The sequence below is a fragment of the Kitasatospora sp. NPDC002522 genome (genome assembly GCF_053595195.1).
The window spans coordinates 37815-64201 of the sequence record NZ_JBSFXE010000011.1; the positions used below are offsets into that span (position 1 = coordinate 37815).

Sequence of the window (26387 nt, forward strand, 5' to 3'; positions counted from 1 at the left end):
AATTCGTCTCAACTGGAAGGTGCTGCGGGTCGCGTCGGCTGGCGATGATCCCCCCGTGGCGAGGGCACCGGTCCACTGACACCCCAGAAGGGAGTCCGGCGACAGACAGCAGTCGCCTATTCTTCCACAGCCTCGGCCACAGACCGAAATCGGCCGGCGGTGTCGTCCCAGGCCAGTCCGAGCACGCTCAGCGCCTCGCGCTCCTTCTTGGTGAACGCCTCACGCTGCCAACGGGCCACCAGGTCGGGCCGGTTGGCGAGGGTGCGCTCGAACGCCTGCTCCCGGCGCCACTGGGCGATCTTCCCGTGGTGGCCGCTGAGAAGGATCTCCGGCACCTCGCGGCCGCGCCACTCGGCGGGCTTGGTGTACACCGGGCCCTCCAGCAGGTCGGCCATCGCGCCGGGGGCGAAGGAGTCGTCGCGGTGCGACTCGGCGTTGCCCAGCACCCCGGGCAGCAGCCGGGCGATCGCCTCGACCATCACCAGGACGGCCACCTCGCCGCCGGCCAGCACGTAGTCGCCGATCGAGGCCTCGACCACGGGCATCCGGGTCGCCGCCTCCTCGATGACCCGCCGGTCGATGCCCTCGTACCGGGCGGGCGCGAAGGCCAACCAGGGGCGGGCGGCGAGTTCCTGGGCCAGTTCCTGGGTGAACGGCCGTCCGCTCGGGGTCGGTACGACCAGGGTCGGCACCTCGCCCTCCGGTCCGGCGGCGACCACCGCGTCCAGCGCCAGGCCCCACGGCTCGGGCTTCATCACCATGCCGGGCCCACCGCCGTACGGGGTGTCGTCCACGGTCCGGTGGATGTCGGTGGTCCACTGCCGCAGGTCGTGCAGGTGGACGTCGAGCTGGCCACGGGAGCGCGCCTTGCCGACCAGCGAGACGTTCAGCGGCTCCAGATACTCCGGAAAGATGGTGACGACGTCGATCCGCATGTCGCTCACGCCGCACCACCAGCCGGGTCACCGTCAGAACCAGCCGAGCCGCCCGAACCGTCGGAGCCATCGACGCCATCCGAACCACCCGCGGCATCCTCGTCCGAGCCCTCCTCCGAGTCATCCTCCGCGTCCTCCTCCCGGGCGGAGACCACCACGGCCTCGGCCGGGTCGATCAGGCCGGGCGGCGGGGTGAGGACGACGCGCTGCTCGTCGAGGTCGATGGTGGGGACGATCCGCTCGACGAACGGGACGAGGACCTCGGTGCCGTCGGGGCGGCGGACGGTCAGCAGGTCCTGGTACGGCAGGTGGATCACCTCGGTGAGCTCGCCGACCGGGGTGCCGTCGGCCAGCACCACGTCCAGGCCGATGAGCTGGTGGTCGTAGTACTCGTCCGGGTCGTCCGGGCGGTCGTCCGGGTCGACCTCGGCGATCAGCATGGTGCCCCGCAGCGCCTCGGCGGCGTTGCGGTCCTTGACGCCGGCGAAGCGCAGCAACAGGCGTCCGCTGTGCACCCGGCCGGATTCGACGGTCAGCGGGCCGATGCCGGCCGGGTCGGTGGCGAGTACCGCGCCGGGCCCGAGCCGGAGCTCCGGCTCGTCGGTGCGGACCTCGACGCTGACGTCGCCCCGGATGCCGTGGGCGCGGCCGATCTTGCCGACGACGAGCTGCACGGTGATCGTTCTCCTGCGGTGATCTGCGGTGGTCTGCGATGGTCTGAGGTACTGCGGTGTCCCGGAAAGCTTCGGTGTCCCGGAAACGGGAAAGGACCGGCCGGGACGGATGCGTCCCGGCCGGTCCTGAAACCTGGTGGCCGACCCGAGCCGGTCGGCATGGCCGACCGGACAGGTCAGTGGACCTGGTCGAACAGGTCAGTGGATGCTGTCCACGTCGACCAGGTCGACTCGGACGTTGCGACCGCCGAGGGCGCCGACCACGGTGCGCAGAGCGCGAGCCGTTCGGCCGCCCCGGCCGATCACCTTGCCGAGGTCGTCAGGGTGCACCCGCACCTCGATGGTGTGGCCGCGGCGCAGGTTGCGCGAGCGGACCTGCACCTCGTCGGGGTGCTCGACGATGCCCTTCACCAGGTGATCGAGGGCCTCCTCGATCATGCTCAGGCCTCGGTGGAAGCGGCCTCGGCCTCGTCAGCCTTGTCCGCCTTCTTGGCCTTCGGGGTGATGGCGACACCGGTGGTGGCGTCCTCGAAGCCGGCAACGGCCTTGGCGAACAGGTGCGAGAAGTCCTCGACCTTGGGCTCCGCGACCTTCAGCGGCTCCGGAGCCGGCAGGCCCTTGAACTTCTGCCAGTCGCCGGTGAGCTTCAGGATGGCGAGCACCGGCTCGGTCGGCTGGGCGCCGACGGACAGCCAGTACTGGGCGCGGTCGCCGTCGACCTCGATCTTCGAGGGGTTGTAGGTCGGCTGGTAGATGCCGATCTCCTCGATCGCGCGGCCGTCACGCTTGGTGCGCGAATCGGCGACGACGATGCGGTAGTGCGGGGAGCGGATCTTGCCCAGACGCTTCAGCTTGATCTTGACAGCCACGGGTGTGGATTCTCCTGGTGTTGACGTGGGTGAGCAGCTCCCGGCGCCCGCGTGGGGTTGCGGGGCGAGTGCTGTTCAAGGGACACGCCAGCCGTTAGGAGAGAGGGTCCTGCTTGGCTGCCGAGTACTCAGCCATCCATTCTGCCACATCGCCAAGGCCCTCCCGGACCGCGCCCCCGCACGGTCGCGGCAGGACCTTCGCGCGATGTCAACCCCAGCCGGTACGGGCAGTGCGCACCGCCGACGGCTCCGGCGGAACGCTTCACCGGCCGGGATCAGGCGATCTTGAACGGCTGCTGGCAGGCACCGCAGACGATCGACGCCTGGGCGAGCACCGACGGGACGACCCGGACGTTGCGCCCGCAGCCGCACACCGCCTTGACGCGGACGCCGCCGCCCGAGGAGCCGTGCCGGGCGGCCGGTCCGCGGAAGGTGCGGTGGTTTCCCTCGCCGGCGACGGCGAGCTGGTGCGCACCGAGCGCGCGGTCCAGGCGCTCGATGGTCTCGACGTACCGGTCGCGGGTCTCCTGACCCATCGTCACCTGCGAGAAGCCGCTGCTGGCGTGCGGCTCGACCGGGTGAGCGAGGCCCAGCTCGGAGGCGAGCAGCAGGAAGCGGCGGTTGTGGTACCGGCCGGCCCGGGAGGTGTCGCGGATCTCGCGGGCGGCGGCCAGCCCGTGGGCAGCCTCGTGCAGCAGCCGCTCGAAGTTGAGCTGCGTACCGCAGGCCGAGGACGACTCGCCGATCAGCGCCTCGGGCGAGGCCAGGTCGGGGAGGTCTCGGTGGTAGGCCTGGATGTCGCTCCAGGCGGCGGCCAGTTCGGCCGCCAGGACGAGGGGCTGTGTCGTGCTCACGCTGTACCAACGATGGGGAGAGAAGCGATGTTCCGCTGGGTCCCGGTGTTCGGGAATTCCCAGCGAACTCTCAGGAATGCACTTCCGCGCGCGAATTGCACGGTTCCGGACTGACGCAAGACCAACCCCCTGCACGTTTGGGCCCGCCGGGTTTCGCCGGGCTCTCAACACCCGCCGCGGAGCCCAACATCCCCACGGCGGACGGCCCGCGGCCTGTCCGAAATTGACAGGGCCACGGGCCGTATACCGTACCGCTTGTGAGGTACCGCGGGGAGTTGACCGGTCAGTAATCTCAACTGCTAGTACGCGAACCGGGGTTCGGGAAATCCCCGATCTCGGTTGCGATTGCGCAGCTCATCACGCCCGTCACGCTCCGTGGTGAAACCCGGTCGCGGATTTCGACGGAGGGCCTCAGTACGCGCGGGCGACCAGGGCGACATTGCCCTCCTGGCCGTCGGTCGCCGGGACGGTGCCGTCCGCGGCGACGATGCAGCGCACCGACACGCCCTGCTCGGCCAACTTGGCCTCGCCCTCCGGGCCGAGGTCGGCCCAGGAGATCCGGCCCCAGCCGGTGGCGGCGGCCTCGACGGCCTCGTCGAGGGTCTTCACGTCGACGGTGCGGGACTCGCGGCGCTCGCGGGACTGACGGAGCAGCAGTTCCTGGTCCTGCTCGAGGATTCCGGGGACGATCGCGGCGAGCGAATCCACGGCCACCGGCTCCTTGCCGCCGGCGATCCGGCGGACCAGCATCGCGGTGCCGGCCTCCAGGTCGCGCGGGCCGACCTCGATGCGCAGCGGGACGCCCTTGAGCTCCCAGTCCACCGCGCGGCGGCCGAACGGGGTGTCGGTGCGGTCGTCCACGACCACCCGGACGCCCGCGGCCTCCAGCTTGGCGCCGATCTCGCGGACCTTGGCCAGCACGTCCTCCTCGCCCTTGATGGCGAGCACCACGGCCTGGACGGCGGCCAGCCGCGGGGGAACCCGCAGGCCGTTGTCGTCGCCGTGGGACATGATCAGGCCGCCGACCATCCGGGTGGAGACGCCCCAGGAGGTCTGCCAGACGTACTCGCGCTCGGCGCCCTGGAGCTGGTAGGTGGTGTTGAAGGCCTTGGCGAAGTTCTGGCCCAGCTCGTGGCTGGTGCCCATCTGCAGGGCCTTGCCGTCGCCCATCATGCCCTCGAGGGTGAGGGTGTTGATGGCACCGGCAAAGCGCTCCTTGGCGGTCTTGCGGCCGAGCACCACGTCGATGGCGAGGACGTTGGTCATGAAGTCGCCGTACACGTCCGTGTGGATGCGCGAGGCGTAGTCGCGGGCGTCCTCGTAGGTGGCGTGGGCGGTGTGGCCCTCCTGCCAGAGGAACTCGGTGGTGCGCAGGAAGACGCGCGGGCGCAGCTCCCAACGGACGACGTTGGCCCACTGGTTGATCAGCAGCGGCAGGTCGCGGTGGCTCTGCACCCACTTGGAGAAGTACTCGTTGATGATCGTCTCGGAGGTGGGCCGGACCACGACCGGCTCGTCCAGCTCCTTGCCGCCGCCGTGCGTGACCACCGCGAGCTCGGGGGCGAAGCCCTCGACGTGCTCGGCCTCCTTGGTCAGGTACGACTGCGGGATGAACATCGGGAAGTACGCGTTCTGGGCGCCGGCCTTCTTGATCCGGGCGTCCATCTCCTGCTGCATCCGCTCCCACAGCCCGTAGCCGTACGGTCGGATGACCATGGTGCCCCGCACCGGACCGTTGTCGGCCAGCTCTGCCTTGTTGATGAGGTCCTGGTACCAGCGGGGGAAGTCGTCCGCCTGGGGAGTGAGAACGGGTGCCTTAGCCATGGGGCGAATGGTACGGGGATGCGGGGCCTGACTGTGAATCCGTTTCGCCGGGGTCCGGTCCGCTCCGGTACCCCCGCGCACACCCCGGGGCGCACACCTGCGGCGCGCGGATACCTGCTCGCACCCCTCTGGACGACGACGGCGAGCCGCTGTTCGCTGGTGGAGGGGCGGTTTGGCCGGGGGGCGCACGGCGGCGGCGGACGCTGCCCAATCCGAGGACCTAATGGGAGGCCCCGATGGCTTCAGCGCAGGTGACCGGCAGCACCGTCGACCGCCTCCGGGCGGAGTCCCCGACGGAGTCGCGCGGTCGGGCGCGGGACTGGGCGGAGATCCAGGAGCGCATGCTGGTCCCCCTCTACCAGGCCGTTTTCCAGCAGTTGGAGGTCGGAGCGGCGACCAGTCTGCTCGGCGTCGGCTGCGGCTCGGGGCTGGCGCTGCTGCTGGCCCGGGGACGCGGCGCGCTGGTGGAGGGCACCGAGGCCGACGGCGAGCTGCGGGAGCTGGCGGCGGCCCGCGGGCTGAAGGTCGTGCCCGAAGCGTGCCTCGCCCGTTCGGCGCAGCCCGTCCCCCGGGCGGCGCACTCCCTGGTGACGGTTTTCGAGCAGCTCCCGACGCCCGCGCTGGTCGCGAGCGCCGCCGTGCGCACGCTGCCCGGCGGACTGCTGGTGGTGGCCGGCTGGGGTCCGCCGGAGCGCTGCGAGAGCGCCGCCGTCCTGGAGGTGGCGCGCCGTCACACGCCGCTGGACGACCCCGCCCCGTTCGCGCTGAGCGGCCCCGGCGTCCTGGAGTCGCTGCTGGCGGGCGCCGGTCTGCGCCCGGCCGGCAGCGGGCGGGTGTCCTGCCCGTTCGCGTACGCGGACCTGGACTCGGCGGTCCGCGGCATGCTCTCCACCGGCCTGTTCGACCGGGCCGAGGCGTCCGCCGGCTCCGCGCTGGTGGCCAAGGAGCTGGAGGAGGCGCTCCACCCGTTCCTGCGCCCGGACGGTTCGGTGCGGATGACCAACGTCTTCCGCTACGTGATCGGCGAACGGGTCCGGGTGGTCGGCGAACGGGCCTGGTCCTGACGGGGCGTCAGCGCTCCGGGGTGGGCCACTCCTCGGCGGTCAGCGCGAAGCGCTCGTGGTCGCGCCAGGCGTCCTGCAGGAAGAGCATCCGCGGGGTGAAGCCCTCGTGGCGGAAGCCCAGCCGCCGCGCCATCGCGATCGAGCGCTCGTTGTCCGGCTGGACGTTGATCTCCAGCCGGTGCAGGCCCAGGCCGCCCCGCGCCTCCGGGGTGAAGCACCGTTCCACCACCAGCCGCATCCCCTCGGACATCCGGCCGGTGCCGGCGTACGGCACGTAGGAGTCGTAGCCGAGGACGCCGTTGCAGAAGCGCGCCATCACGATGTTCGCCACGTTGCACTTGCCGACCAGGCCGCCGGTGGCGGTGTCGACGATCAGGAAGGTTCGCAGGCCGAGGCCCTGACGGCTCAACAGGTCGGGCAGCCCGTCCGGTTCGACCGGGTTCCACCGCCCGATGTGCTCGGCGGAGCGGCGGACCGTCTCCGCGTACTGGACGACGTCGTCGGGGCGGGGGGCTCGGATCGTCACGCGCATCTGCCCATTCTGACGCAGCGTCGACAATGCGGGCCCCCGGCTCCGCTACAGCAGGTCCTTGAACTCCTTGGGGAGTTCGAAGTCCGCCGGGCCCTGGCCCGGCTGGAGGCCGAACGCGCCGCCGGGGGCGCCGGCCTGGCCCGGGCCGAGGGCCTTGCGCTCGGCGGCGGCCGCCTCCTCCTGGGCCCGCTTGAGCGGGTTGCCGCTCTTGCGCTTGCCCTTGGCGACCGGGGCCTTCTTGCCGGAGCGCTTGCCGCCGCCACCCATGCCGGGGATGCCGGGCATCCCGGGGATGCCCTTGCCGGAGGCCATCGCGGTCATCATCTTGCGGGCCTCGAAGAACCGCTCGACCAGGCTGGAGACCTCGCCGACCTGGACGCCCGAACCCTTGGCGATGCGCAGCCGGCGCGAGCCGTTGATCATCTTCGGGTCGGTGCGCTCCGCCGGCGTCATCGACTTGATGATCGCGCCGACCCGGTTGACGTCCTTGTCGTCGATGTTGTTGATCTGGTCCCGGATCTGGCCCATGCCCGGGAGCATGCCCAGCAGCTTGGAGATCGAGCCCATCTTCTGGACCTGCTCCAGCTGCGACAGGAAGTCGTCGAGCGTGAAGTCCTTCCCGCCGCCCTGCAGCTTGGCGGCCATCTTCTCGGCCTCGGCCTGCGAGAAGGTCTGCTCGGCCTTCTCGATCAGCGAGAGGACGTCGCCCATGCCGAGGATGCGCGAGGCCATCCGGTCGGGGTGGAAGGCGTCGAAGTCGTCGACCTTCTCGCCGTTGGAGGCGAACATGATCTGGCGGCCGGTCACGTGGGCGACCGAGAGGGCCGCGCCGCCGCGGGCGTCGCCGTCCAGCTTGGAGAGCACCACGCCGGTGAAGTCGACGCCCTCGAGGAAGGCCTGGGCGGTGGTGACCGCGTCCTGGCCGACCATGGCGTCGACCACGAACAGGACCTCGTCCGGGTCGACGGCGGTCCGGATGTCGGCGGCCTGCTGCATCAGCTCGGCGTCGATGCCGAGGCGGCCGGCGGTGTCGACGATCACGACGTCGTACTGCTTCTGCTTCGCGTACTCGATCGAGTCACGGGCGACCTGCACCGGGTCGCCGACGCCGTTGCCGGGCTGCGGGCCGTAGAAGGCGACGCCCGCGCGCTCGGCGACCACCTGCAGCTGGTTGACCGCGTTGGGGCGCTGGAGGTCGCAGGCGACCAGCAGCGGGGTGTGCTTCTGCTTCTTCAGCCAGTGGCCGAGCTTTCCGGCCAGCGTGGTCTTGCCGGCGCCCTGGAGGCCGGCCAGCATGATCACCGTCGGGCCGGTCTTGGCGTACCGGAGGCGGCGGGTCTCGCCGCCGAGGATGCCGATGAGCTCCTCGTTGACGATCTTGATGATCTGCTGGGCGGGGTTCAGCGCGCCCGAGACCTCGGAGCCGAGCGCCCGGTCCTTGATCTGCTTGATGAAGGCCCGGACCACGGGGAGCGCGACATCCGCTTCCAGCAGGGCGATCCGGATCTCGCGCATGGTGGCGTCGATGTCCGCCTCACTGAGGCGGCCCTTGCCCCGGAGGTTCTTGAACGTCGCTGCGAGGCGGTCGGAAAGAGTGTCGAACACGTCGGTCGCGGGTCCCTTGCGGCATCGGTACGGGTACTGTCGTCGTCCCCAAGGGTATCCGCCCGTCCGGCGGACGGTTGCGGCCCTGTGGGTTCAGCCTCCGAGAGCGCTCTGCACGGTGCGGGCGACCTCGGTGGCGCGGGCGGGTTCCAGCGGCCTCCCCTCGCTGTCGGTGACGTAGAACGCGTCCACCGCCTCGGCGCCCAGGGTGGAGACGTGCGCGGTGCGGACCCGGACCCCGGCGGCGTCCAGGGCACGGCCGATCCGGTGCAGCAGGCCGGGGGCGTCGTGCGCGCGGACCTCCAGCACGGTGGCGCTCTGCGAGGCCGCGCCGGGGGCGACGGTGACCACCGGCGGCGGGGTGCTGATGCCGCGCCGGCGCGGCGCGGCGGCGTCGCGTTCGGCCAGCTTCTTCGCCACGTCCAGCGAACCGTCCAGGGCGCGCCGCAGATCGGCGCGCAGCCGCGCGGCCTCCGGCAGGTCGCCGTACTCGGCGGCGACGATCCAGGAGAGCAGCAGGACCGGGCCGGCGCCGATCGGGTCGAGTTCGCGCAGCCCGGCCTTGCGGACGGCGAGCCGGTGCACGGCCAGCACGCCGGCCACCGTGCCGAGCAGGCCGGGGCGGTCGGGGATGGCGAGGGTGAGCTCCACGCCCATCGGCTCGGTGCCGGAGCCCTCGGCGGGCTCGGCGTGCGCGGTCAGCGCCAGCGCGGGCGCGCCGGTGCGGGCGGCCTCCACGGCGAGGCGTTCCTGGTCGGCCGTCGGGTCGGCGGTCGAGTCGGCGGCGTCGTCCGGCAGCACGGCGTCGCCGGCCAGCAGGGCCGCGGTGCGGGCGACCAGCTGGGCGACCAGCTGGGCCCGCCAACTCGACCACGCGGCGGGGCCGGTGGCGGTGGCGTCGGCCTCGGTGAGGGCGTGCAGCAGCTCCAGGTGGGTCTGGGTGCCGACGGTCTTGGCGATCAGGTCGGCAGTGGCCGGGTCGTCCGGGTCGCGGCGGGTCGCGGTGTCCACCAGGGTCAGGTGGTGGCGGACCAGCAGGGCGAGCGTGTCGATGTCCTGCCGGTCGAAGCCCATCCGGGCGGCCACGTCGCGGACGATCACCTCGCCCGCCTCGGAGTGGTCCCCGGGCCAGCCCTTGCCGATGTCGTGCAGCAGCGCGGCGACCAGCAGCAGGTCGGGGCGGGCGGTGCGGCGGGTCATCGCGGCGGCCTTCACCGCGGTCTCGATCAGGTGCCGGTCGACGGTCCAGCGGTGCACCGCGTTGCGCTGCGGGCGGCAGCGCACCCGCTCCCAGTCCGGGAGCAGCCGGCTGATCAGCCCCTCCGCCTCCAGCGCCTCCCACACCGGCAGGCAGGCCTCGCCCGCGCCGAGCAGGGTGACCAGCTGCTCGCGGGCCTCGTCCGGCCAGGGCACCGGCAGCGGCTTGGTCTCCGCGGCCAGCCGGCGCACCGTGGCGTACGAGACGGTCAGCCCGGCCTGCGCGGCCGCGGCGGCGGCGCGCAGCGGCAGCACCGGGTCGGTGGCGGGCCTGGCGCCCATGGCGAGCACCGCCTCGCCGTCCTGCTCGACCACGCCCTCGGCGAGCGGGGTGCGCTCCGGCAGGCCAGGGCCCACCTGGGCCCGCCGGCTGCCGTTGAACGGGAACCCGAAGCGGGTGGTGCGCCGGATCTTGCGGCCGCGCTCGGCGAGCACCCGCTCGACCGAGCGCCAGGTCACGTCGGAGGCGTACGCGATGGTGCGGGCGGCCTGGTAGACCTGCCGCAGCAGGGTGTCGGCGTCGAGCACGCCGAGCCGTTCGGCGACCTGGTCCTGGTCCTGCAGGCTGAGCCGCTCGGTGGCCCGGCCGGTGACCAGGTGCAGCGCGTCGCGGACGTCCGCGAGGGTGCGGGCGGCGGCGCCCAGCCCGTCCCGGGGGGCGTCGGCGAGCCAGGTGGCGGCCACCGCGTTGAGCGCCACCACGTCGCGCAGGCCGCCGCGGGCCTCCTTGAGGTCGGGCTCCAGCAGGAAGGACAGCTCGCCGTGCCGCTCGGCCCGGGACTGGCCCAGGGCGTGCAGCTCGGGGAGGCGGGTCGGCGCGGTGGCACGCCAGTCGCCGAGCACGGCGGAGCGCAGGTCGGCGGTGAGCTGCGGGTCGCCGGCCAGGTGGCGGGCGTCCAGCAGGCCGAGTTGCGCCTTGAGGTCCTCGGCGGCGACCGCGCGCGCCTCGGCGGGGGTGCGCACCGCGTGGTCGAGGGAGATCCCGCCGTCCCACACCGGGTACCAGATCCGTTCGGCCAGGGCGCCGTCGAGCGGGCCCTCGTGCAGCAGCACCACGTCGAGGTCGCTGCGCGGGGAGAGCTCGCCGCGGCCGTAGCCGCCGACCGCGACCAGCGCGGTGCGCGCCGGTGCGCCCGCCGCCCGGTAGAGGCCGGCCAGCCAGCCGTCGGTGAGCGCGGAGAGTGCGGCCCGCCGCTCCGGGCCGGTGCGCGCGCCGTCGGCCAGCAGCCGGGCCCGCTCGGCCGGGTAGCCGTACTCGGTGTCGGTGCTGCTCACATCTGCTCCCGGTGCGTGCTGGTGCCGATACGCCTCCGGCGGACCTGCCGCGTGGGCAGGTCCGCCAGGGAGTGTGTGGGAATCGTAGGGCTTAGAGGGCGTCGGGTCCGCGCTCGCCGGTGCGGACGCGTACCGCGGTCTCGACCGGGACGGACCAGACCTTGCCGTCACCGATCTTGCCGGTGCGGGCGGCCTTGACCACTACGTCGATCAACTGCTCGGCGTCCTCGTCCTCGGCCAGTATCTCGATCCGGACCTTCGGCACCAGGTCGACGGTGTACTCGGCGCCGCGGTAGACCTCGGTGTGGCCGCGCTGCCGGCCGTAGCCGCTGGCCTCGGTGACGGTCAGACCGTGCACGCCGAAGGCCTGCAGGGCCTCCTTGACCTCGTCCAGTCGGTGCGGCTTGATGACGGCGGTGATGAGCTTCATCAGGCGTCGACCTCGGTCTTCTGGGTGCTGGCGGGAGCGGTGGGGTGGGCCGCCACGGCGCGGGCGATGCTGGCGCCGACCGCGGTGAAGTCGTAGGCGGACTCGGCGTGCTCGGCCTGGTCGATGCCGGCCACCTCGACGTCCTCGGAGACCCGGAAGCCGATGGTCTTCTGGATCCCGAAGCCCAGCACCCAGGAGACGACGAAGGAGTAGACCAGGACCACGACCACACCGAGGGTCTGCTTGCCCAGCTGGGTGAAGCCGCCGCCGTAGAACAGGCCGGACGCGGTCTGGCCGACGTGGCCGGTGGCGAACAGGCCGATCAGCAGCGAGCCGATGATGCCGCCGACCAGGTGGACGCCGACCACGTCGAGCGAGTCGTCGAAGCCGAAGCGGTACTTCAGGCTGATCGCGGCGGCGCAGGCGGCACCCGCGATGACGCCGATGGCGAGCGCGCCGAGCATCGACACCGAGCCACAGGCCGGGGTGATGGCGACCAGGCCGGCCACCGCGCCGGAGGCGGCGCCGAGGGTGGTGAACGCGCCGTGCCGGATCTTCTCGTAGGCCAGCCAGCCGAGCACCGCGGCGGCGGTGGCCACCTGGGTGTTCATGAAGGCCATGCCCGCCACGCCGTTGGCGGCCAGCGCCGAGCCGGCGTTGAAGCCGAACCAGCCGAACCACAGCAGGCCGGAGCCGAGCATCACCAGCGGCAGGCTGTGCGGACGCATCGGGTCCTTCTTGAAGCCGATCCGCTTGCCCAGCACCAGCGCCAGGGCCAGGCCCGCCGCACCGGCGTTGATGTGCACCGCGGTACCGCCGGCGAAGTCGATCACGCCGTTGCGGTCGCCCAGCCAGCCGCCGTTGCCGCCGTCGAAGAAGAACACCCAGTGCGCGACCGGGAAGTAGACGACGGTCACCCAGAGCGCCACGAACAGGCTCCAGGCGGCGAACTTGGCACGGTCCGCGATGGCGCCGCTGATCAGCGCCGGGGTGATGATCGCGAACATCAGCTGGAAGGCGGCGAACGCGGTGACCGGGATGGTTCCGGTCAGGCTGTTCATCCCGATGTCGCGCATGCCCACGTGGTCGAGGTTGCCGATCAGACCGGCGCCCGCGTCCGTGCCGAAGGCCAGCGAGTACCCGTAGAGCACCCAGAGCACGCTGACGATCGCCAGCGAGATGAAGCTCATCACGAGCATGTTGAGGGTGCTCTTGACCCTGACCATGCCTCCGTAGAAGAAGGCCAGGCCCGGGGTCATCAACATGACCAGGGCCGCACTGATGAATACGAAGGCGGTATCGCCCGCGCTGAAGCCGTCCGGCATCGGCGTCTCCTCGAATGAAGGCCGCTCCACGCCGGGACACCTGTCCCGTGCCATCCCGGCGTGTCGGCGATGAGAGGAGAGTGCCGAAGGTGGGTTTCGGCCGATGCGGCTCGGTGTTTCGCCGCAGTGACGTGGTTGACGCGCCCGTTACGGGCGCGTGAACCACGGCAGGTGACGCGTACTGGACACGGCGTGTTATACGTCTGCGCGCCCCTCCGGTCGGGTCAGACGACCGAGACGAACTCCGGGATGTCGTGCACCACCCGCTCGGCGAGCCGGTCCACGCCGGGGACGCCGCGGTGGTCCCGGGTGGCCGCCTCGGAGGTCTTGCGCACGCGGGTGTTCAGCCGCTCCGAGCGCACCTTCTTGGCGATGTCCACCGCCTCCTCGCAGTACTTCGCCGCGTCCTCCGGCTCGTTCTGCAGCAGGCGCACCGAGGCCATGCCGACCAGGTTGAAGGCGTAGGTGCGGACGTGGTCCGGGTCCTGCTTGAACAGGTCGACCGCCTTGGTCATCAGCGGCTCCGCCTGCTTGGCCATCGCGTTGCCGCGGCTGGAGGTGTACGCCAGGTCGCGGTACGAGTGCGCGTTCTCCGCGTTCAGCTCGGCGGTCGAGAAGAACCGCAGCCACGGCGGCGTGTCCTCGCCGGAGTGGATGTCGCTGAAGGTGTCCTCCGCCAGCCGGACCGCGCGGGCGCACCGGTTGACCTCGCCGATGGTGGCGTACGCCCGGGCCTCCATCGCGAACAGCAGCGCCTGCTGGCGCGCGGTCGCGGTGTCCCGGCTGCCGTACTGCGCCAGGTGGATCAGCTCCAGCGCGTCCTCGCCGCGGTTGAGGTGGATCATCTGCCGGCTCATGTCGGTCAGGATCAGCGCGCCGAACGGCCGGTCCCCGGCCTCCTTGGCGGCGTGCAGCGCCAGGACGTAGTACTTCTGCGCGCTCGGGTGCATGCCCACGTCGTACGACATGAAGCCGGCCAGGTGGGCGAGTTCGGCAGTGATCCGGAACAGCCGCTTGGTGGTCGCCTCGGGGTAGGTCTCCTGCAACAGGTCGGTGACCTCGTGGAGTTGGCCGACGACCGCCTTGCGGCGCAGCCCGCCACCGTTCTGCGCGTCCCACTGGCGGAACATCTCGGTGGTCTGCTCCAGCAGTTGCAGCTCCGGCTCGGAGAGCCGGCCGGAGAACCGCTCCCCGCCGTTGGCCGCCGCCAGGATCGGCGTGGGCGCGCCGCTCGGACCGGGCGTCAGCCACCGCTGCATCGGCTCGATCAGCGCCGCACCGGCCGTCAGCGCCAGCGAAGTGCCCAGGAATCCACGGCGGTTGAGCATCAGGTCGCTGCGCGAGTACTCGCTGATCAGCTGCACCGTCTGCGGCGCGCTCCACGGCAGGTCGACCCCGCTGCCCACGGTGGTCACCGGGATGGCGGCGCGCAGGCCCAGGTCCTCGATCGAGACCACCGAGCCGAAGCGCTCCGAGAACAGCTCCGACATGATCTTCGGGATCGGCTCGCGCGGCTGCTCGCCGTCCAGCCAGCGGCGCACCCGGGAGGTGTCGGTGGAGACGTGGTGCGCACCCATCTGCCGTGCCCGGCGGTTCACCTGGCGCGCCAGCTCACCCTTCGACCAACCGCTGCGCGCGAACCAGGAGCCCAGCTTCTCGTTCGGCTGCTTCTCACCCATGGGTCCGTCCCCATCCCGCCCCGACCCCGGGGCCCCGCTCGCCTGACTCGATCTCGTCCAACCGCCGACCGCGTGACCGGTCCGCTGCGTTCCGTATGCCGAACGTAGCGGCCCTCCGCCATCCGGGGGAGCAACGCCGGAGAAACGCCACCTTTCGCCACCCCCACGAGTGAACTACCGGACGACGATGCGCGCTTCACTGGGAATCACCCCGCATGACCCCGGCACATGCCAGGACCCGGAGGAGGCACGCGTTGCGGCAACGACGATCCGGCATCCGACGCACCGGTGCAAGGCGCCTGCTCGCCAGCGCCACCCGGATCGGTGTGCGCCGGTCCGCGCGCGCCGCCACCGCGCCCCGCGCCACACGCCCAAGTGTCGACGGTCCGTCACCATCCCGTAACCACCGGCAAGCTGAACCTGTTGGGGGAGGCATGGACAAGCTGTTCGGCACCCTGCGGCTCGCACCCCTCGGCGCCCGCCGCCGCACCCGGCCCACCGCGCTCCAGGCCGCCGCCGAGTACTCCGGGCGCTGGGGCTGGACCCTCGCCGCCGGCAGCCCGCCCGCGCACACCGAGACCGGCTGCGACTGCGGCGTTCCGCGCTGCGCCGCGCCCAACCTGCACCTGGGCGTCGGCCCCGCGATCCCGCCCGGCGCCACCGCCGCGGACCTCGCCGCCGACTGTCCGGCCGACGCCCCGCTGCTGCTCCCCACCGGCCACCAGTTCGACGTCCTCGACGTCCCGGCCCAGCCCGGCCTGCAGGCGTTGGTACGCCTCGAACGGATGGGCACCCAGGTCGGCCCGGTGCTCGCCTCCCCCGCCGGCCGGCTGCTCTTCTTCGTCGCCCCCGGCACCGCCGAGCGGCTCCCCGACCTGCTCTACCGGATGGGCTGGGACGACGCCTCGCTCGACCTCACCTGCCACGGCCTCGGCTCCTACCTCGCCGCCCCGCCCACCCCCCTCGCGGCCCTCGGCCCGATGCGATGGCTGCGCCGCCCCACCCACGAGGCCCCGCCCGAGGCCCGTCTCCTCCTCGGCACCCTCGCCTACGCCTGCCACCGCACCCGCCACCACCGCACCGCCGAATTCGCCAGCTAGCACCGGCCGCGCACCGCCAGGACGCGCAACGCCAGGGGCGCGGGGAACTGCGCGAGCAACCACTCCCCCACAGCGAGATCGGCCCGCAGAGGGAACTCCCCTCCACGGGCCGATCTCGCACCAGCTCTCAGCCGAGCAACGCGTCCACGAACGCCCCCGGCTCGAACGGCGCCAGGTCGTCCGCGCCCTCGCCGAGTCCGATCAGCTTCACCGGAACGCCCAGCTCCCGCTGGACCGAGATCACGATGCCGCCCTTCGCGGTGCCGTCCAGCTTGGTGAGCACGATGCCGGTGATGTCCACGACCTCCGCGAACACCCGGGCCTGGACCAGCCCGTTCTGTCCGGTGGTCGCGTCGAGGACCAGCAGCACCTCGTCCACCGGCCCGTGCTTCTCGACCACCCGCTTGACCTTGCCGAGTTCGTCCATCAGGCCGGTCTTGGTGTGCAGTCGCCCGGCGGTGTCGACCAGGACGGTGTCGACGCCCTCGGCGATGCCCTCCTTGACCGCGTCGAAGGCGACCGACGCGGGGTCGCCGCCCTCGGGGCCGCGGACGGTGTGCGCACCGACCCGCTCGCCCCAGGTCTGCAGCTGGTCGGCGGCGGCGGCCCGGAAGGTGTCGGCCGCGCCGAGCACCACCCTGCGCCCGTCGGCGACCAGCACGCGCGCGAGCTTGCCGGTCGTGGTGGTCTTGCCCACGCCGTTCACGCCCACGACCAGGACGACCGCCGGGCCTTCCTCGTGCTTGACCGAGCGGACCGTGCGGTCCATCTCGGGGCCGATCAGGTTGACCAGCTCCTCGCGCAGCAGCGCGCGCAGTTCGTCGGGGGTGCGGGTGCCGAGCACCTTCACCCGGGTGCGCAGGTTCTCGACCAGCTCCTGGGTGGCCGCGACACCGACGTCCGCTGTGAGCAGGGTGTCCTCGACCTCCTCCCAGGTGTCCTCGTCGAGCCGGTCCCGGGAGAGCAGCGTGAGCAGGCCCTTGCCGAGCGTCGACTGCGAACGCGACAGCCGGGAGCGCAGCCGCACCAGCCGGCCCGCGGTCGGCTCGGGCACCTCGATCGCGGGGGCGGCCTCCGCCTCCTCGATCCGCACCTCCTCGGCCGGCGCCTCGGGCGCCACAGCCTCGGCCTCCGCAGCCTGGGCCTGGGCCCGGGCCTCCGGAGCCGTAGCCGCAGCAGCCCCGGCCCCCGGCTCCGCCTCGGCCTTCGGTTCCGCCTCAGGCTTCGGCGCGGGCGCAGGCGCGGTGATGGTCGGCTGCGCGGTCGGTTTGCTCAGCTCTTTGCGTCGTCTGCCGGAAACGACGAGCCCGGCGATCGCGCCGACGGCGACCACCGCGATGACTACGGCAAGGATCACGTATTCCATAACCCGTCCAGTATCACTTAGCGCCTACGCCGTCCCCCGGCTCCGACGACTCCGACTGTTGCTTCTTCCCGGCTTTCTCCGGCATCCGCAGCCGCTGGCTGATCACCTGCGAGATGCCGTCGCCCTTCATGGTCACGCCGTACAGCGCGTCGGCGGATTCCATGGTGAGTTTCTGATGGGTGATCACGATCAGCTGGGAGCTCTCCCGGAGCTCCTCCATGATCGCGATCAGTCGCCGCAGATTGGTTTCGTCGAGCGCCGCCTCGACCTCGTCCATGACGTAGAACGGGCTGGGCCGGGCCTTGAAGATCGACACCAGCATGGCCACCGCGGTGAGCGAGCGCTCACCGCCGGACAGCAGCGAGAGTCGCTTGACCTTCTTGCCGGGCGGCCGGGCCTCGACCTCGACGCCGGTGGTGAGCATGTTCTCCGGGTCGGTGAGGATCAGCCGGCCCTCGCCGCCGGGGAAGAGCCGGGAGAAGACGCCTTCGAACTGCGCGGCGGTGTCGTGGTACGCGGCGGTGAACAGCTGCTCGACCCGGGTGTCGACGTCGCGGACGATGTCCATCAGGTCACGCCGGCTCCGGCGCAGGTCGTCGAGCTGCTCGCCGAGGAACTTGTGCCGTTCCTCCAGCGCGGCGAACTCCTCCAGCGCCAGCGGGTTGACCTTGCCCAGCTGCTGGTACGCGCGCTCGGCGGCCTTGAGCCGCTTCTCCACCTCGGCGCGGACGTACGGCCGCGGCTCGCCGGGTTCCTGCCCGTCCTCGGGCGGCGGCGCGGGGACGGGCTGGTCGGGGCCGTAGCCGTTCAGCAGCTCGCCGCCCTCGATGCCGAACTCGTCGAGGGCCTTGGACTCCAGTTGCTCGATCCGCAGCCGCTTCTCCGCGCGCAGCACCTCGTCGCGGTGCCCGGCGTCGACCAGCCGGTCGAGTTCGGCCTTGAGTTCGCGGCCGTGTTCGCGGAACTGCCGCAGCTCGGTCTCCCGGCCGCTGCGGTCGGCTTCGACGGCGGCGCGTTCGGTCTCGGCGGCGGCGAGCGACTCCTCGATCCGGCCGAGCAGTTGGCGGGCCCCGGCGGCGACGGCGGTGGCCACGGCGGACTCCCGGCGGGCGCGGGCCCGGCGCTCGGCGGCGCGGGCGCGGGCCTCGCGCTCGGCGCGGGCAGCGCGGTCGAGCTGGTCGGCGCGGCCGGACAGCGAGCGGACCCGCTCCTCGTCGGTGCGGACCGCGAGCCGGGACTCCATCTCGCCCTGCCGGGCGGCGGAGGAGGCGGTGGCCAGCCGGTCCCGCTCGGCGGGGTCGGGTTCGTCCTCGCCGGACTCGGCCGACTCCTCGGCGGCGGCGAGCCGTTCGGCCAGCTCCTCGGCGGCGGCCCGGGCGTCGCCGAGTCCGCTCTCGGCCTTGGCGGCGGCGCTCGCCATCCGCTCGGCCTCGCCCGCGGCGGCCCGGGCAGCGCCGCCCAATCGGCCCAGTGCCCCGGCGAGTTCGGCCCGCTGCTTCTCGCCCTGACGCCGAAGGACCGTCAACTGCTCGACCTCGGTGACGAGTTCCCGGCGCTGCTCGGCGCGCTCGGCCAGCCGCTCGGCCGACTCGGCGCAGCGCCGGTCGAGTTCCTCGATCCCCCGGGCGGCTTCGGCGACCGCCGCCTGGGTCTCCAGCAGGCTGGGCGCTCCGGCCGAGCCGCCCTGGGCGACCGCCGCCGACAGCAGGTCGCCGTCGCGGGTGACGGCCGTCCAGTCGGGCAGCGCGGCGAGCAGCCCCCCGGCGGCGGCCAGGTCCTCGACCACCGCGGCGGTGCGCAGCAGCCACCGCGCCGCGGCCGCCACCGACTCCGGGCCGCTCACCAACTGCGCGGCCCAGCGCGCGCCTTCGGGCAACCCGCCGACCACGGCGAGGTCCGCCGCACCGTCGGCGATCAGCAGCACCGCCCGTCCGGCGTCCTCGGCCCGCAGCCGTGCCAGCGCCTCGACGGCGACCTCGGGCCCGCGCACCGCCACGGCCTCCGCGGCGGCGCCCAGCCCGGCGGCCACCGCCAGCTCGAACCCGGCCTCCACCACCAGCAGTTCGGCGGCGGTGCCGAGTACGCCGGGCTCGCCGAGCAGCCGGCCGCTGCCGTCCTTGCGGCGCAGCCCGAGGGCCAGGGTGTCGTGCCGGGCGGTCAGCGCGGCGCGTTCCTTCTCCGCCGCGGCGAGCGCCTCGCGCTCCGCGGACACCGCCCGTTCGGCGTCCCGCAGCGCGGCCCGGGCCTGTTCCACCCGGGCGTCCAGCTCCTCGTCGCCCGCCGCCGACTCCTCGCTCCGCTCGCGCAGCTGCTCGTACTCGGCCTGGGCGGCTTCGGCCCGCAGCACGGCTTCGTCGCGGGCGGCGACGAGCCGTTCGATCTCGGCTTCGGCGGCGCCGGCCCGGGAGCGGGCAGCGGCGGCCTGGCCCTGCAACCGGGCGAGTCCCTCGCGCCGGTCGGCGATCGCCCGGGCGGCGGCCTTCAGCCGCAGCTCCTCGGCGGCCAGCTCCCGTTCGAGTTCGGCGCGTTCCTCGACGGCCTCGGCCAGCGCGTACCGGGCCTGCTCCAGGGCCTCCTCGAGCGCGGCCTCCTCCTCGCGGACGCGTTCGGCCTCCCGCTCCAGCTCCTCGGGGTCGCGGCCGCGCCGTTCCTCCAGTTGCCCGGCGGTGGCGGCGGCGCGGATCCGGGCTTCGGCCAGTCCGATGGTGCCGCGGGTGCGCTCGGCCAGCGAGGAGAGCCGGTACCAGGTCTGCCGGGCCGCCTCCAGGGCCGGCCCGAGCTGCTCGACCTGGGCCTCCAGCACCGCCTCGCGCTGGATCGCCGCGGCGAGCTCCTGCTCGACGGTGGTGCGGCGCAGCTTCAGGGCGAGTTCGTCGGCGACCTCGGCCTCGACGGCCCGGCGCAGCGTCAGCAGGTCGTCGGCGAGCAGCCGCAGCCGGGCGTCGCGCAGTTCCGCCTGGATCCCGGCGGCCCGGCGGGCGATCTTCGCCTGCCGTCCCAACGGCCCGAGCTGGCGGCGCAGTTCGGCGACCAGGTCCTGCACCCGGTTGAGGTTGCCCTGCATCGCGTCGAGCTTCCGCAGCGCCTTCTCCTTGCGCTTGCGGTGCTTGAGGACGCCGGCCGCCTCCTCGATGAAGGCCCGCCGCCCCATCGGGTCGGCGTGCAGCACGGAGTCGAGCTGGCCCTGGCCGACGATCACGTGCATCTCGCGGCCGATGCCGGAGTCGGAGAGCAGCTCCTGGATGTCGAGCAGCCGGCAGACCGTGCCGTTGATCGCGTACTCGCTGCCGCCGTTGCGGAACATGGTCCGCGTGATGGTGACCTCGGAGTAGTCGATGGGCAGCGCGCCGTCGGTGTTGTCGATGGTGAGGCTGACCTCGGCGCGGCCGAGCGGGGCGCGCCCGCTGGTGCCCGCGAAGATCACGTCCTCCATCTTGCCGCCGCGCAGCGACTTGGCGCCCTGCTCGCCCATCACCCAGGACAGCGCGTCCACCACGTTGGACTTGCCGGAGCCGTTGGGCCCGACCACGCAGGTGATGCCGGGTTCGAAACGCAGGGTGGTGGCCGAGGCGAAGGACTTGAAGCCGCGCAGCGTCAGACTCTTCAGGTGCACCGCCCGACCCTCCTCGCCTCGCCGTCACCGCCGCCGTTGGCGACTGTATCCGGCCGGGCTGCCGACGGACCCTCAGGCGACGGTTTGACCACGCCGCGGGCCGGGCACCTTACGGCAAAAGAGACTTCCGGAAACGACGAAGGGACGTCCACCTCGGACGTCCCTTGCAGGCTGCCATCCCCTGACGGGGAAGCTCAGTGCACCACAGCGTCGATCGTGAGGACCACGAGCGATCAGGTGAGGGCCGGCTCGCGCTGGTCCAGGTCGATGCTGCTGAGCAGCGAGTGCTCGTCGACGACGGCGGACAGTTCGTCGTTCTCGGCCTGGAGCTTCATGAGCTCGTTCTCCAGGTCCTGGACGCGCTGCTGCAGCCGTCGCATCTCGGTGAGCATTCGCGGGTCGGGGCCGCCGACGTACCCGAGAAGCGCCTTTGCCATGATGTATGGTCCTCCACGCTGAGTGACCGAACCGTGTACGGTGTGGGTCTTGGGGGAAGGGATACGCACGCGTCTGAGCAGCCGGACGTGCTGGCTGGGCACTACGAGGCAGCCGAAGCTGAGCAGCGAACTCATACGGCGTGGCCCCGCCGGTTGAACGCAGACCTGTGCGCGGGTTTCCAGCGTCTCACCAAAGACGGTACGGGTCAACACGATCACCGCACGCTACCGCGCCCCTGTCACCTGCATAGCGGAGTGCGCACGCCATCGGCCGGGGTAGTGGATCACTACGCTTGCGGAGTCAACCACGAGTCTGCCCAGAAGGCAACCGCATGACACCGGCAGTTGCCGGCGGCTCTCCTCCGACCGGCAACCGCGGTGTGCTCATCTGATCGCGAAGCCCTCGTACCCCTCGCCCACGGCGGTCCAGATCTCGGTGACACCGGTGACCTGACCTGGCGTTCCGGGCCCGCGCAGCGCGGCGATCAGCCGCTCGCAGTCCGCGTGCGACCCCTCGGCGACCACCTGTACGCGGCCGTCGCCGAGGTTGCTCGTGTAGCCCGTCAGCCCGATCTCCAGAGCCCTGGCCCTGGTCCACCAGCGGAACCCCACCTGCTGGACTCGCCCGCGCACCCAGATGGTGGCGCGAACGGGATGGTGACTGTCACGACCTTGCATGTGCTGACCATAGTCCGGCACGAACAGGGCGCACGGAACGGGCTTCACGCCCCTTCCACCGACCCTCCCCACCGAGCACGCCGGGCACTCCGGGGGTCCACTACCGGTGCGGCTCGGCCAGCCGGTGCAGCGTCCAGCCGCGGCCGGCCGGATCCAGCGGGGCGGTGGCCGCGGTGAACAGTTCGGCGGCCCGCCGGTAGGAGAGGCGGGCCCGACCGGTGAGCGGGCAGCGGTCGCCGACCGGGGTGCCGGCCGGGGCGCGCCGGTCGGTGAGGAAGAGCGGGCCGGCACTCCGGCCGGCCACCAGCAGCGGCAGCAGCCGGGCCGCCCCGCCTCGCCAGCGCAGCGGGCGCTCCCCCGCGCCCACCCGTGCCCGACGGTTCGCCAGGTCGAGGCGGTCCACGTCCAGCGCCAGCAGCCGCTCGATCGGCGCGCCGGTCTCCCGCACCAGGTGCCACAGCACCTTCTCCCGGAGCGGCACCCGCAGCGCCAGCACCGCGCGCAGCTCGGCCTCGGTCGGTCGCCCCCCGGCCGGCTCGGCCGCCACCGGCCGCACCCCCTCGACCGGGTCGACCGTCAGCCAGCCCCGCCCCCGCCACCACCGGACCGCCCCGCGCAGCGCCGACAGCTCGCGGTTCGCGGTCCGCGCCCCGACCGCCGCGGCCCGCGACGCGAACGCCGCCGCCACCCGCTCCGCCGCGCCCGGCCCGTCCAGCAGCGCCAACGGCACCACGGGCGGATCCGCCCGCCGCCGCTCCGCCCCCACCGGCGGGACGCGCTCCACCAGCAGCCAGGCCCAGGTGTGCAGCGCGATCCGGTAGACCCGCCGCGACCCCTCCCCGAGCCGGGCCTCCGCCAGGTACCGCTCCGCTGCGACGGCAAACTCCACGGGCATCGTCATGACCGCAGTAAACCTATGAGTGGATGACGCGTCAACCACGGCGATGTACTGCGGTAAATCCTGAATTTACTGCGACTGTCTCCACCTTCGCCAAAATTGCCTGACACTGGCTCAACTTCTTCGGCCAAAGACCTTGCCGGGCGCGGATCGCCCGGGGCACGCTGCCGTCATGAAGCCGACTTCACGACCCGAGTTCCGCCTCTTCTTCGCCGGGTACGCCGTCTCGCTCTTCGGGTCCTCGATGGCCTCGGTCGCGGTGGCGTTCGCGGTGCTGGACGGCGGGGGCGGCGGATCGGCGCTCGGTGTGGTGATGACCGCGCGGATCCTGCCGATCGTGCTGCTGCTGGTGCTCGGCGGGGCGGCGGCCGACCGGTGGGGCAGCAGGCGGGTGATGCTCGGCTCGGACGGGTTGCGCTGTCTGACCCAGGCGGCCGTCGCCGGGCTGCTGTTCGCCGGGCAGGGACGGGTCTGGGCACTGGCGGCACTGATGGTGCTGTGGGGCCTGGCCGAGGCGGTGTTCCTGCCGGCCCTGGAGGCGCTGCTGCCGCGGCTCCTGCCGGCCGACGAACTCGCGGACGCCAACGCCCTGTTGGGCATCGCGCGAAACGGCGCCGCGGTCGCCGGACCGGCGCTGGCCGGGCTGCTCACCGCCGTGGCCGGGCCGGGCTGGGTGCTGCTGGCGGACGCCGCCTCGTACGCGGCGGGCTTCGCCGCGCTGGCGCTGCTGCGGCTGCCGGGCGGGGCGCCGCGTCCGGGCGGGGCCTCGCTGGTGGCCGAGCTGCGGGCGGGCTGGGGCGAGTTCGGCGGGCGGCGGTGGCTGTGGGTGTCGTCGCTGCAGGCGTGCCTGTTCAACCTGCTGGTCTGGGCGCCGTTCCTGGTCCTGGGTCCGGTGGTGGCGCGCGACCGGCTGGGCGGGCCCGGCGGCTGGGGGCTGGTGATGGGCGCGTACGGGGCGGGCGCGGTGCTGGGCGGGCTGGTGCTGCTGGGCCGGCAGCCGCGGCGTCCGCTGCGCACGGCGGTTGCGGCGACTGCGGGGTGGGCGCTGCCCTCGGGGGCGCTGGCGCTGGGGTGGCCGCTCCCGGGCGTGGCGCTCGCGGCGGCCGGGGCCGGGGTGACCTCGATCGTCTGCGGCACCCTGTTCGCCACCCTGACGCAGCGTCACGTCCCCGCCGAGGCGCTGGGCCGGGTCAGCGCGTACGGCACGCTCGGCGCCTTCGCCTTCGGGCCGGTCGGGCTGGCGCTGGCCGGGCCGGTCGCGGACGCCGCCGGGACGGCCGCGGTGCTCGGGTTCGGAGCGCTCTGGCAGCTGGCCTCCTGCGCGGTCACCGTCCTCGTGCTGGGCCGCCGGGAGCCCGCGGACCGGCCGGTGCCCGCCGGAGCGGACGCGACCGCACGGGTCCGGACCTGACGACGGCCCCCGGTCCGGGGACCGGGGGCCGTCGGGCGGATCAGGACGAGCGGATCAGAACGAGCCGAAGTCCCCGCCGCCGCCACCGTCGAAGCCGCCGCCGAAGTCGCCGCCGCCGCCGAAGTCGTTGCCGCCGTCGAAGCCGCCGCCGAAGTCCGAGGAGTTGAAGTCGGCGCCCGAGTACTCGCCGGCGTCCGCGCCGTCGTTGTAGTCGACGGTGCCGCCGTGGCCGTAGTCGCCGGCCGCGTAGGCGTAGCCCGGGGAGGAGAGCGCCGAGCCGAGCACGGTGCCGACCAGCAGGCCGGGGAGCATGCCGCCGCCGAAGTAGCCGCCCGCCCAGGGGCTGTAGGCCGGGCCGGCGTTCCAGTACGGCTGGTGGCCGTGCTCGGTCTCCACGGTGCGGATGTCCGGGGCCTGGCCGCTGGCGAGGCGGGCCGCGTCGTCGGCGCAGGCCGGGACGGAGCGGGGCGCGCCGCCGGGCGGGGCCCACTGGACGTCGGCGACCGAGGGGCCGTGCCGCGGGTCGAAGAAGCAGGGGACCCGGCGCTCCGGCAGCGGCCGGCCCTCGCGGCGGGCGGCCAGCGTGGCCAGCGCGAACCGGCCGTCCTCCAGCGCCTCGGTGACCGGGAGGACGTCCTCAGGCTTCTTCGCCTCGTCCATGGTCCGCTTGGCCCGGTCGTAGGCGTCCAGCGCGCGCGAGTAGTCGGTGCGCTGCACGTCGTCGGCGTCGGGGGCGCCCGGGTTGAACTCCAGCCGGTCGAGCTCCTCGCCGAAGGCGGTGATGTCCTCGTCCACCACGGTGCGCAGCTGGGCGAGCTCGGCCCGGGCCTTCTCCTGCTTGCGCTTCTTGGCCCGCCGGAACAGCAGGAAGACGCCGCCGCCGAGCAGGCCCAGGATCACGATCGGGACGATGAACACCGCGGCGGAGATGCTGTGGTTCGGGCCGTCGCCCTTGGTCTGCTTCGCGGCGCTGTCGACGAACTCGTTGACGGTGGCGTTGATGTCACCGGAGTTCGACCGCACCGCGGCGCCGGCGATCCGGTCGGAGGCGGCGGGGGGCAGCGCCTTCGCGTCGGAGAAGGCCTTGAACTCGTTGCCGCGCCAGATCGCGTAGACGCCGACGATGCCGACCTTGGTGCGCAGGTCGTTGGCCAGGGTCTTGGGCGGGTAGGCCGGGCTGTCCGGCAGCACCGCGACGAAGATCGGCTTGTCGGCCTTCTCCAGCTTCTTCGCCAGCGCGTCGGCCTGGTCCTTGGAGAACCGGGCGGTCATCGACGGGTCGACGTACACCTGGGACTTCTTGAGCGAGTCGGCCGCGTCGTTCAGCCCCGCCGCCGAGGCGGGTGCGGACAGGCCGAACAGCATCAGCAGGCCCAGCAGCACGGCCAGCGCGGCGGCCGGCACGGAGGCCCGGGGGCGGCGGAGCACAGTTCTCATACTTCAGACGGTACCGGTCCGCGACTCGAACCCACGCCCTACCCCAGGCCGATCCGTCCCCGGGACCACCCCCTACCGCAGGCCGAGGACGGCGCCCCGCGCCCCCGCCGACCGGCCGGAGTTCACCCTCCGCGCTCCGCGCACGCCCGCCGAACGGGCATAGTGGGGGACGATCTTCCCCTCCTCGACAGGAGCCCCTGGTGATTCTCGGCCTCGTCACCGCCGTCGCGGCGTCCGTCTGCTACGGCACCGGTTCGGTGCTGCAAGCGCTCGGCGCCCGCCGCTCGGCCCGCCAGGAGGCCTCCGCCGAGGCGGTCACCGAGCACGGCGGCCCGAGCCTGTCCTCCACCGCCAAGGCCGCCGTCACCTGGGAGTTCATCCTCGGCACGGTGCTGGACTTCATCGGCTTCGGCCTCGGCGCGCTCGCCGCGCGGCTGCTGCCGCTGTTTCTGTCGCAGACCATCATCAGCGCCAACCTGGTGATCACCGCGCTGCTCTCGGTCAAGCTGCTCGGCCTGCGGTTGCGTCAGCTGGAGTGGCTGTCCATCGGCATCCTGTGCGGCGCCCTGGTGCTGCTCGCCGTCGCCGCCGGGCCCGAGGGCGGCCACGACGCCGCCCGTTCCTTCCACTGGTGGCTGCTGATCGGCTCGGTGGTCCTGATCGCCGGCGGCTCCCTGATCGTCCGCCGGCTCGGTTCCAGCGGTGCCATCGTGGCCGGCCTGCTCTCCGGCCTCGGCTTCGGCGCCCTCGGCATCGGCGTGCGCATCCTCGACGGCGTCCAGCCGTTCTCGATCACCGCGCTGCTCGCCGACCCCGCCCTCTACGCCGTCCTGGTCGGCGGCCTCGGTGGCATGTACCTGCACACCGTCGCCCTCCAGGTCGGCTCGGTCAACGGCGCCACCGCCGCCCTCGTGGTCGGCGAGACCGTCGTCCCCGGCGCCGTCGGCGTGCTGTGGCTCGGCGACTCCTCGCGCCCCGGCCTCGGCTGGCTCGCCGCCTCCGGCTTCGTCCTCGCCGTGGTCAGCGCGGTCGGCGTCGCCTACTTCGGCGAGGGCGAGAGCGCGGGGGCGCTGCAGCAGGCCGACCGCGACCACCAGCAGCCCGCCGCCAACAAGCAGTGACCG

The 26387-nt window shown here is 73.0% G+C and carries 22 protein-coding genes; 4 read left to right on the forward strand and 18 right to left on the reverse strand.

Annotated features, from left to right (window positions below):
• Positions 1 to 116 precede the first annotated feature (116 nt).
• The 6 genes from trmD to proS form a co-directional block, all read right to left on the reverse strand.
• Complete coding sequence (gene trmD, locus ACWD4U_RS11825; protein WP_363451029.1) at positions 117 to 935, reverse strand: tRNA (guanosine(37)-N1)-methyltransferase TrmD; 819 nt, start codon at positions 933 to 935, stop codon at positions 117 to 119.
• 5 nt (positions 936 to 940) lie between these two features.
• Positions 941 to 1609, reverse strand: a complete 669-nt coding sequence (rimM, locus tag ACWD4U_RS11830; RefSeq protein ID WP_363450764.1) for a ribosome maturation factor RimM — start codon at positions 1607 to 1609, stop codon at positions 941 to 943.
• 198 nt (positions 1610 to 1807) lie between these two features.
• The gene (locus ACWD4U_RS11835; protein WP_363450766.1) at positions 1808 to 2047 is read right to left on the reverse strand and encodes an RNA-binding protein; all 240 of its coding nucleotides are present in this window, start codon (positions 2045 to 2047) and stop codon (positions 1808 to 1810) included.
• Between the two features lie 2 nt (positions 2048 to 2049).
• Positions 2050 to 2478 (reverse strand): 30S ribosomal protein S16, encoded by a 429-nt coding sequence (rpsP, locus tag ACWD4U_RS11840; protein WP_363450768.1) that lies wholly within the window; start codon positions 2476 to 2478, stop codon positions 2050 to 2052.
• A 275-nt stretch (positions 2479 to 2753) separates the two neighbouring features.
• Complete coding sequence (locus tag ACWD4U_RS11845; protein WP_363450770.1) at positions 2754 to 3332, reverse strand: hypothetical protein; 579 nt, start codon at positions 3330 to 3332, stop codon at positions 2754 to 2756.
• 411 nt (positions 3333 to 3743) lie between these two features.
• Entirely contained in the window at positions 3744 to 5156 is a 1413-nt protein-coding gene (proS, locus tag ACWD4U_RS11850; protein ID WP_363450772.1) for a proline--tRNA ligase, read from the reverse strand.
• 236 nt (positions 5157 to 5392) lie between these two features.
• Between proS and ACWD4U_RS11855 the strand changes: the two genes are divergently transcribed.
• Entirely contained in the window at positions 5393 to 6220 is an 828-nt protein-coding gene (locus ACWD4U_RS11855) for a class I SAM-dependent methyltransferase (RefSeq protein WP_363450774.1), read from the forward strand.
• Between the two features lie 7 nt (positions 6221 to 6227).
• On the opposite strand, the gene ACWD4U_RS11860 is transcribed toward ACWD4U_RS11855, so the two are convergent.
• The 6 genes from ACWD4U_RS11860 to nsdA all read right to left on the reverse strand — a co-directional run bounded on the left by ACWD4U_RS11860 (position 6228) and on the right by nsdA (position 14323).
• On the reverse strand, positions 6228 to 6752 hold the full coding sequence (locus tag ACWD4U_RS11860; protein ID WP_363450776.1) for a GNAT family N-acetyltransferase: 525 nt from the start codon (positions 6750 to 6752) through the stop codon (positions 6228 to 6230).
• A 45-nt stretch (positions 6753 to 6797) separates the two neighbouring features.
• The gene (ffh, locus tag ACWD4U_RS11865) at positions 6798 to 8357 is read right to left on the reverse strand and encodes a signal recognition particle protein (RefSeq protein ID WP_363450778.1); all 1560 of its coding nucleotides are present in this window, start codon (positions 8355 to 8357) and stop codon (positions 6798 to 6800) included.
• Positions 8358 to 8450: 93 nt separating this feature from the next.
• On the reverse strand, positions 8451 to 10889 hold the full coding sequence (locus ACWD4U_RS11870; RefSeq protein ID WP_363450780.1) for a [protein-PII] uridylyltransferase: 2439 nt from the start codon (positions 10887 to 10889) through the stop codon (positions 8451 to 8453).
• A gap of 91 nt (positions 10890 to 10980) precedes the next feature.
• On the reverse strand, positions 10981 to 11319 hold the full coding sequence (locus ACWD4U_RS11875) for a P-II family nitrogen regulator (RefSeq protein WP_363450782.1): 339 nt from the start codon (positions 11317 to 11319) through the stop codon (positions 10981 to 10983).
• Positions 11319 to 12644, reverse strand: a complete 1326-nt coding sequence (locus ACWD4U_RS11880; protein WP_363451031.1) for an ammonium transporter — start codon at positions 12642 to 12644, stop codon at positions 11319 to 11321. The genes ACWD4U_RS11875 and ACWD4U_RS11880 overlap by 1 nt, the downstream gene beginning before the upstream one ends.
• A 224-nt stretch (positions 12645 to 12868) precedes the next feature.
• Positions 12869 to 14323, reverse strand: coding sequence for a transcriptional repressor NsdA (nsdA, locus tag ACWD4U_RS11885; protein WP_363450784.1), 1455 nt, complete (start codon positions 14321 to 14323; stop codon positions 12869 to 12871).
• A gap of 434 nt (positions 14324 to 14757) precedes the next feature.
• Here nsdA and ACWD4U_RS11890 point away from each other — a divergent pair, with 434 nt between their 5' ends.
• Positions 14758 to 15423 (forward strand): bifunctional DNA primase/polymerase, encoded by a 666-nt coding sequence (locus ACWD4U_RS11890; RefSeq protein WP_363450786.1) that lies wholly within the window; start codon positions 14758 to 14760, stop codon positions 15421 to 15423.
• Positions 15424 to 15550: 127 nt separating this feature from the next.
• Here ACWD4U_RS11890 and ftsY read toward each other — a convergent pair whose 3' ends face one another.
• The 5 genes from ftsY to ACWD4U_RS11915 all read right to left on the reverse strand — a co-directional run bounded on the left by ftsY (position 15551) and on the right by ACWD4U_RS11915 (position 22418).
• Complete coding sequence (gene ftsY / locus ACWD4U_RS11895) at positions 15551 to 16789, reverse strand: signal recognition particle-docking protein FtsY (protein ID WP_363450788.1); 1239 nt, start codon at positions 16787 to 16789, stop codon at positions 15551 to 15553.
• Positions 16790 to 16802: 13 nt separating this feature from the next.
• The gene (smc, locus tag ACWD4U_RS11900; protein ID WP_363450790.1) at positions 16803 to 20402 is read right to left on the reverse strand and encodes a chromosome segregation protein SMC; all 3600 of its coding nucleotides are present in this window, start codon (positions 20400 to 20402) and stop codon (positions 16803 to 16805) included.
• A gap of 233 nt (positions 20403 to 20635) precedes the next feature.
• Complete coding sequence (locus ACWD4U_RS11905) at positions 20636 to 20839, reverse strand: hypothetical protein (RefSeq protein WP_363450792.1); 204 nt, start codon at positions 20837 to 20839, stop codon at positions 20636 to 20638.
• Between the two features lie 384 nt (positions 20840 to 21223).
• Complete coding sequence (locus tag ACWD4U_RS11910; RefSeq protein WP_363450794.1) at positions 21224 to 21517, reverse strand: acylphosphatase; 294 nt, start codon at positions 21515 to 21517, stop codon at positions 21224 to 21226.
• 100 nt (positions 21518 to 21617) lie between these two features.
• Positions 21618 to 22418, reverse strand: a complete 801-nt coding sequence (locus tag ACWD4U_RS11915; RefSeq protein ID WP_363450796.1) for a hypothetical protein — start codon at positions 22416 to 22418, stop codon at positions 21618 to 21620.
• Between the two features lie 169 nt (positions 22419 to 22587).
• Between ACWD4U_RS11915 and ACWD4U_RS11920 the strand changes: the two genes are divergently transcribed.
• Positions 22588 to 23826, forward strand: a complete 1239-nt coding sequence (locus ACWD4U_RS11920) for an MFS transporter (RefSeq protein WP_363450798.1) — start codon at positions 22588 to 22590, stop codon at positions 23824 to 23826.
• A 54-nt stretch (positions 23827 to 23880) separates the two neighbouring features.
• Here the strand turns inward: ACWD4U_RS11920 and ACWD4U_RS11925 are convergent, their stop codons facing one another.
• Positions 23881 to 25263 (reverse strand): hypothetical protein, encoded by a 1383-nt coding sequence (locus tag ACWD4U_RS11925; protein ID WP_363450800.1) that lies wholly within the window; start codon positions 25261 to 25263, stop codon positions 23881 to 23883.
• Positions 25264 to 25463: 200 nt separating this feature from the next.
• Between ACWD4U_RS11925 and ACWD4U_RS11930 the strand changes: the two genes are divergently transcribed.
• Entirely contained in the window at positions 25464 to 26384 is a 921-nt protein-coding gene (locus ACWD4U_RS11930; protein ID WP_363450802.1) for a DMT family protein, read from the forward strand.
• Positions 26385 to 26387: the final 3 nt, after the last annotated feature.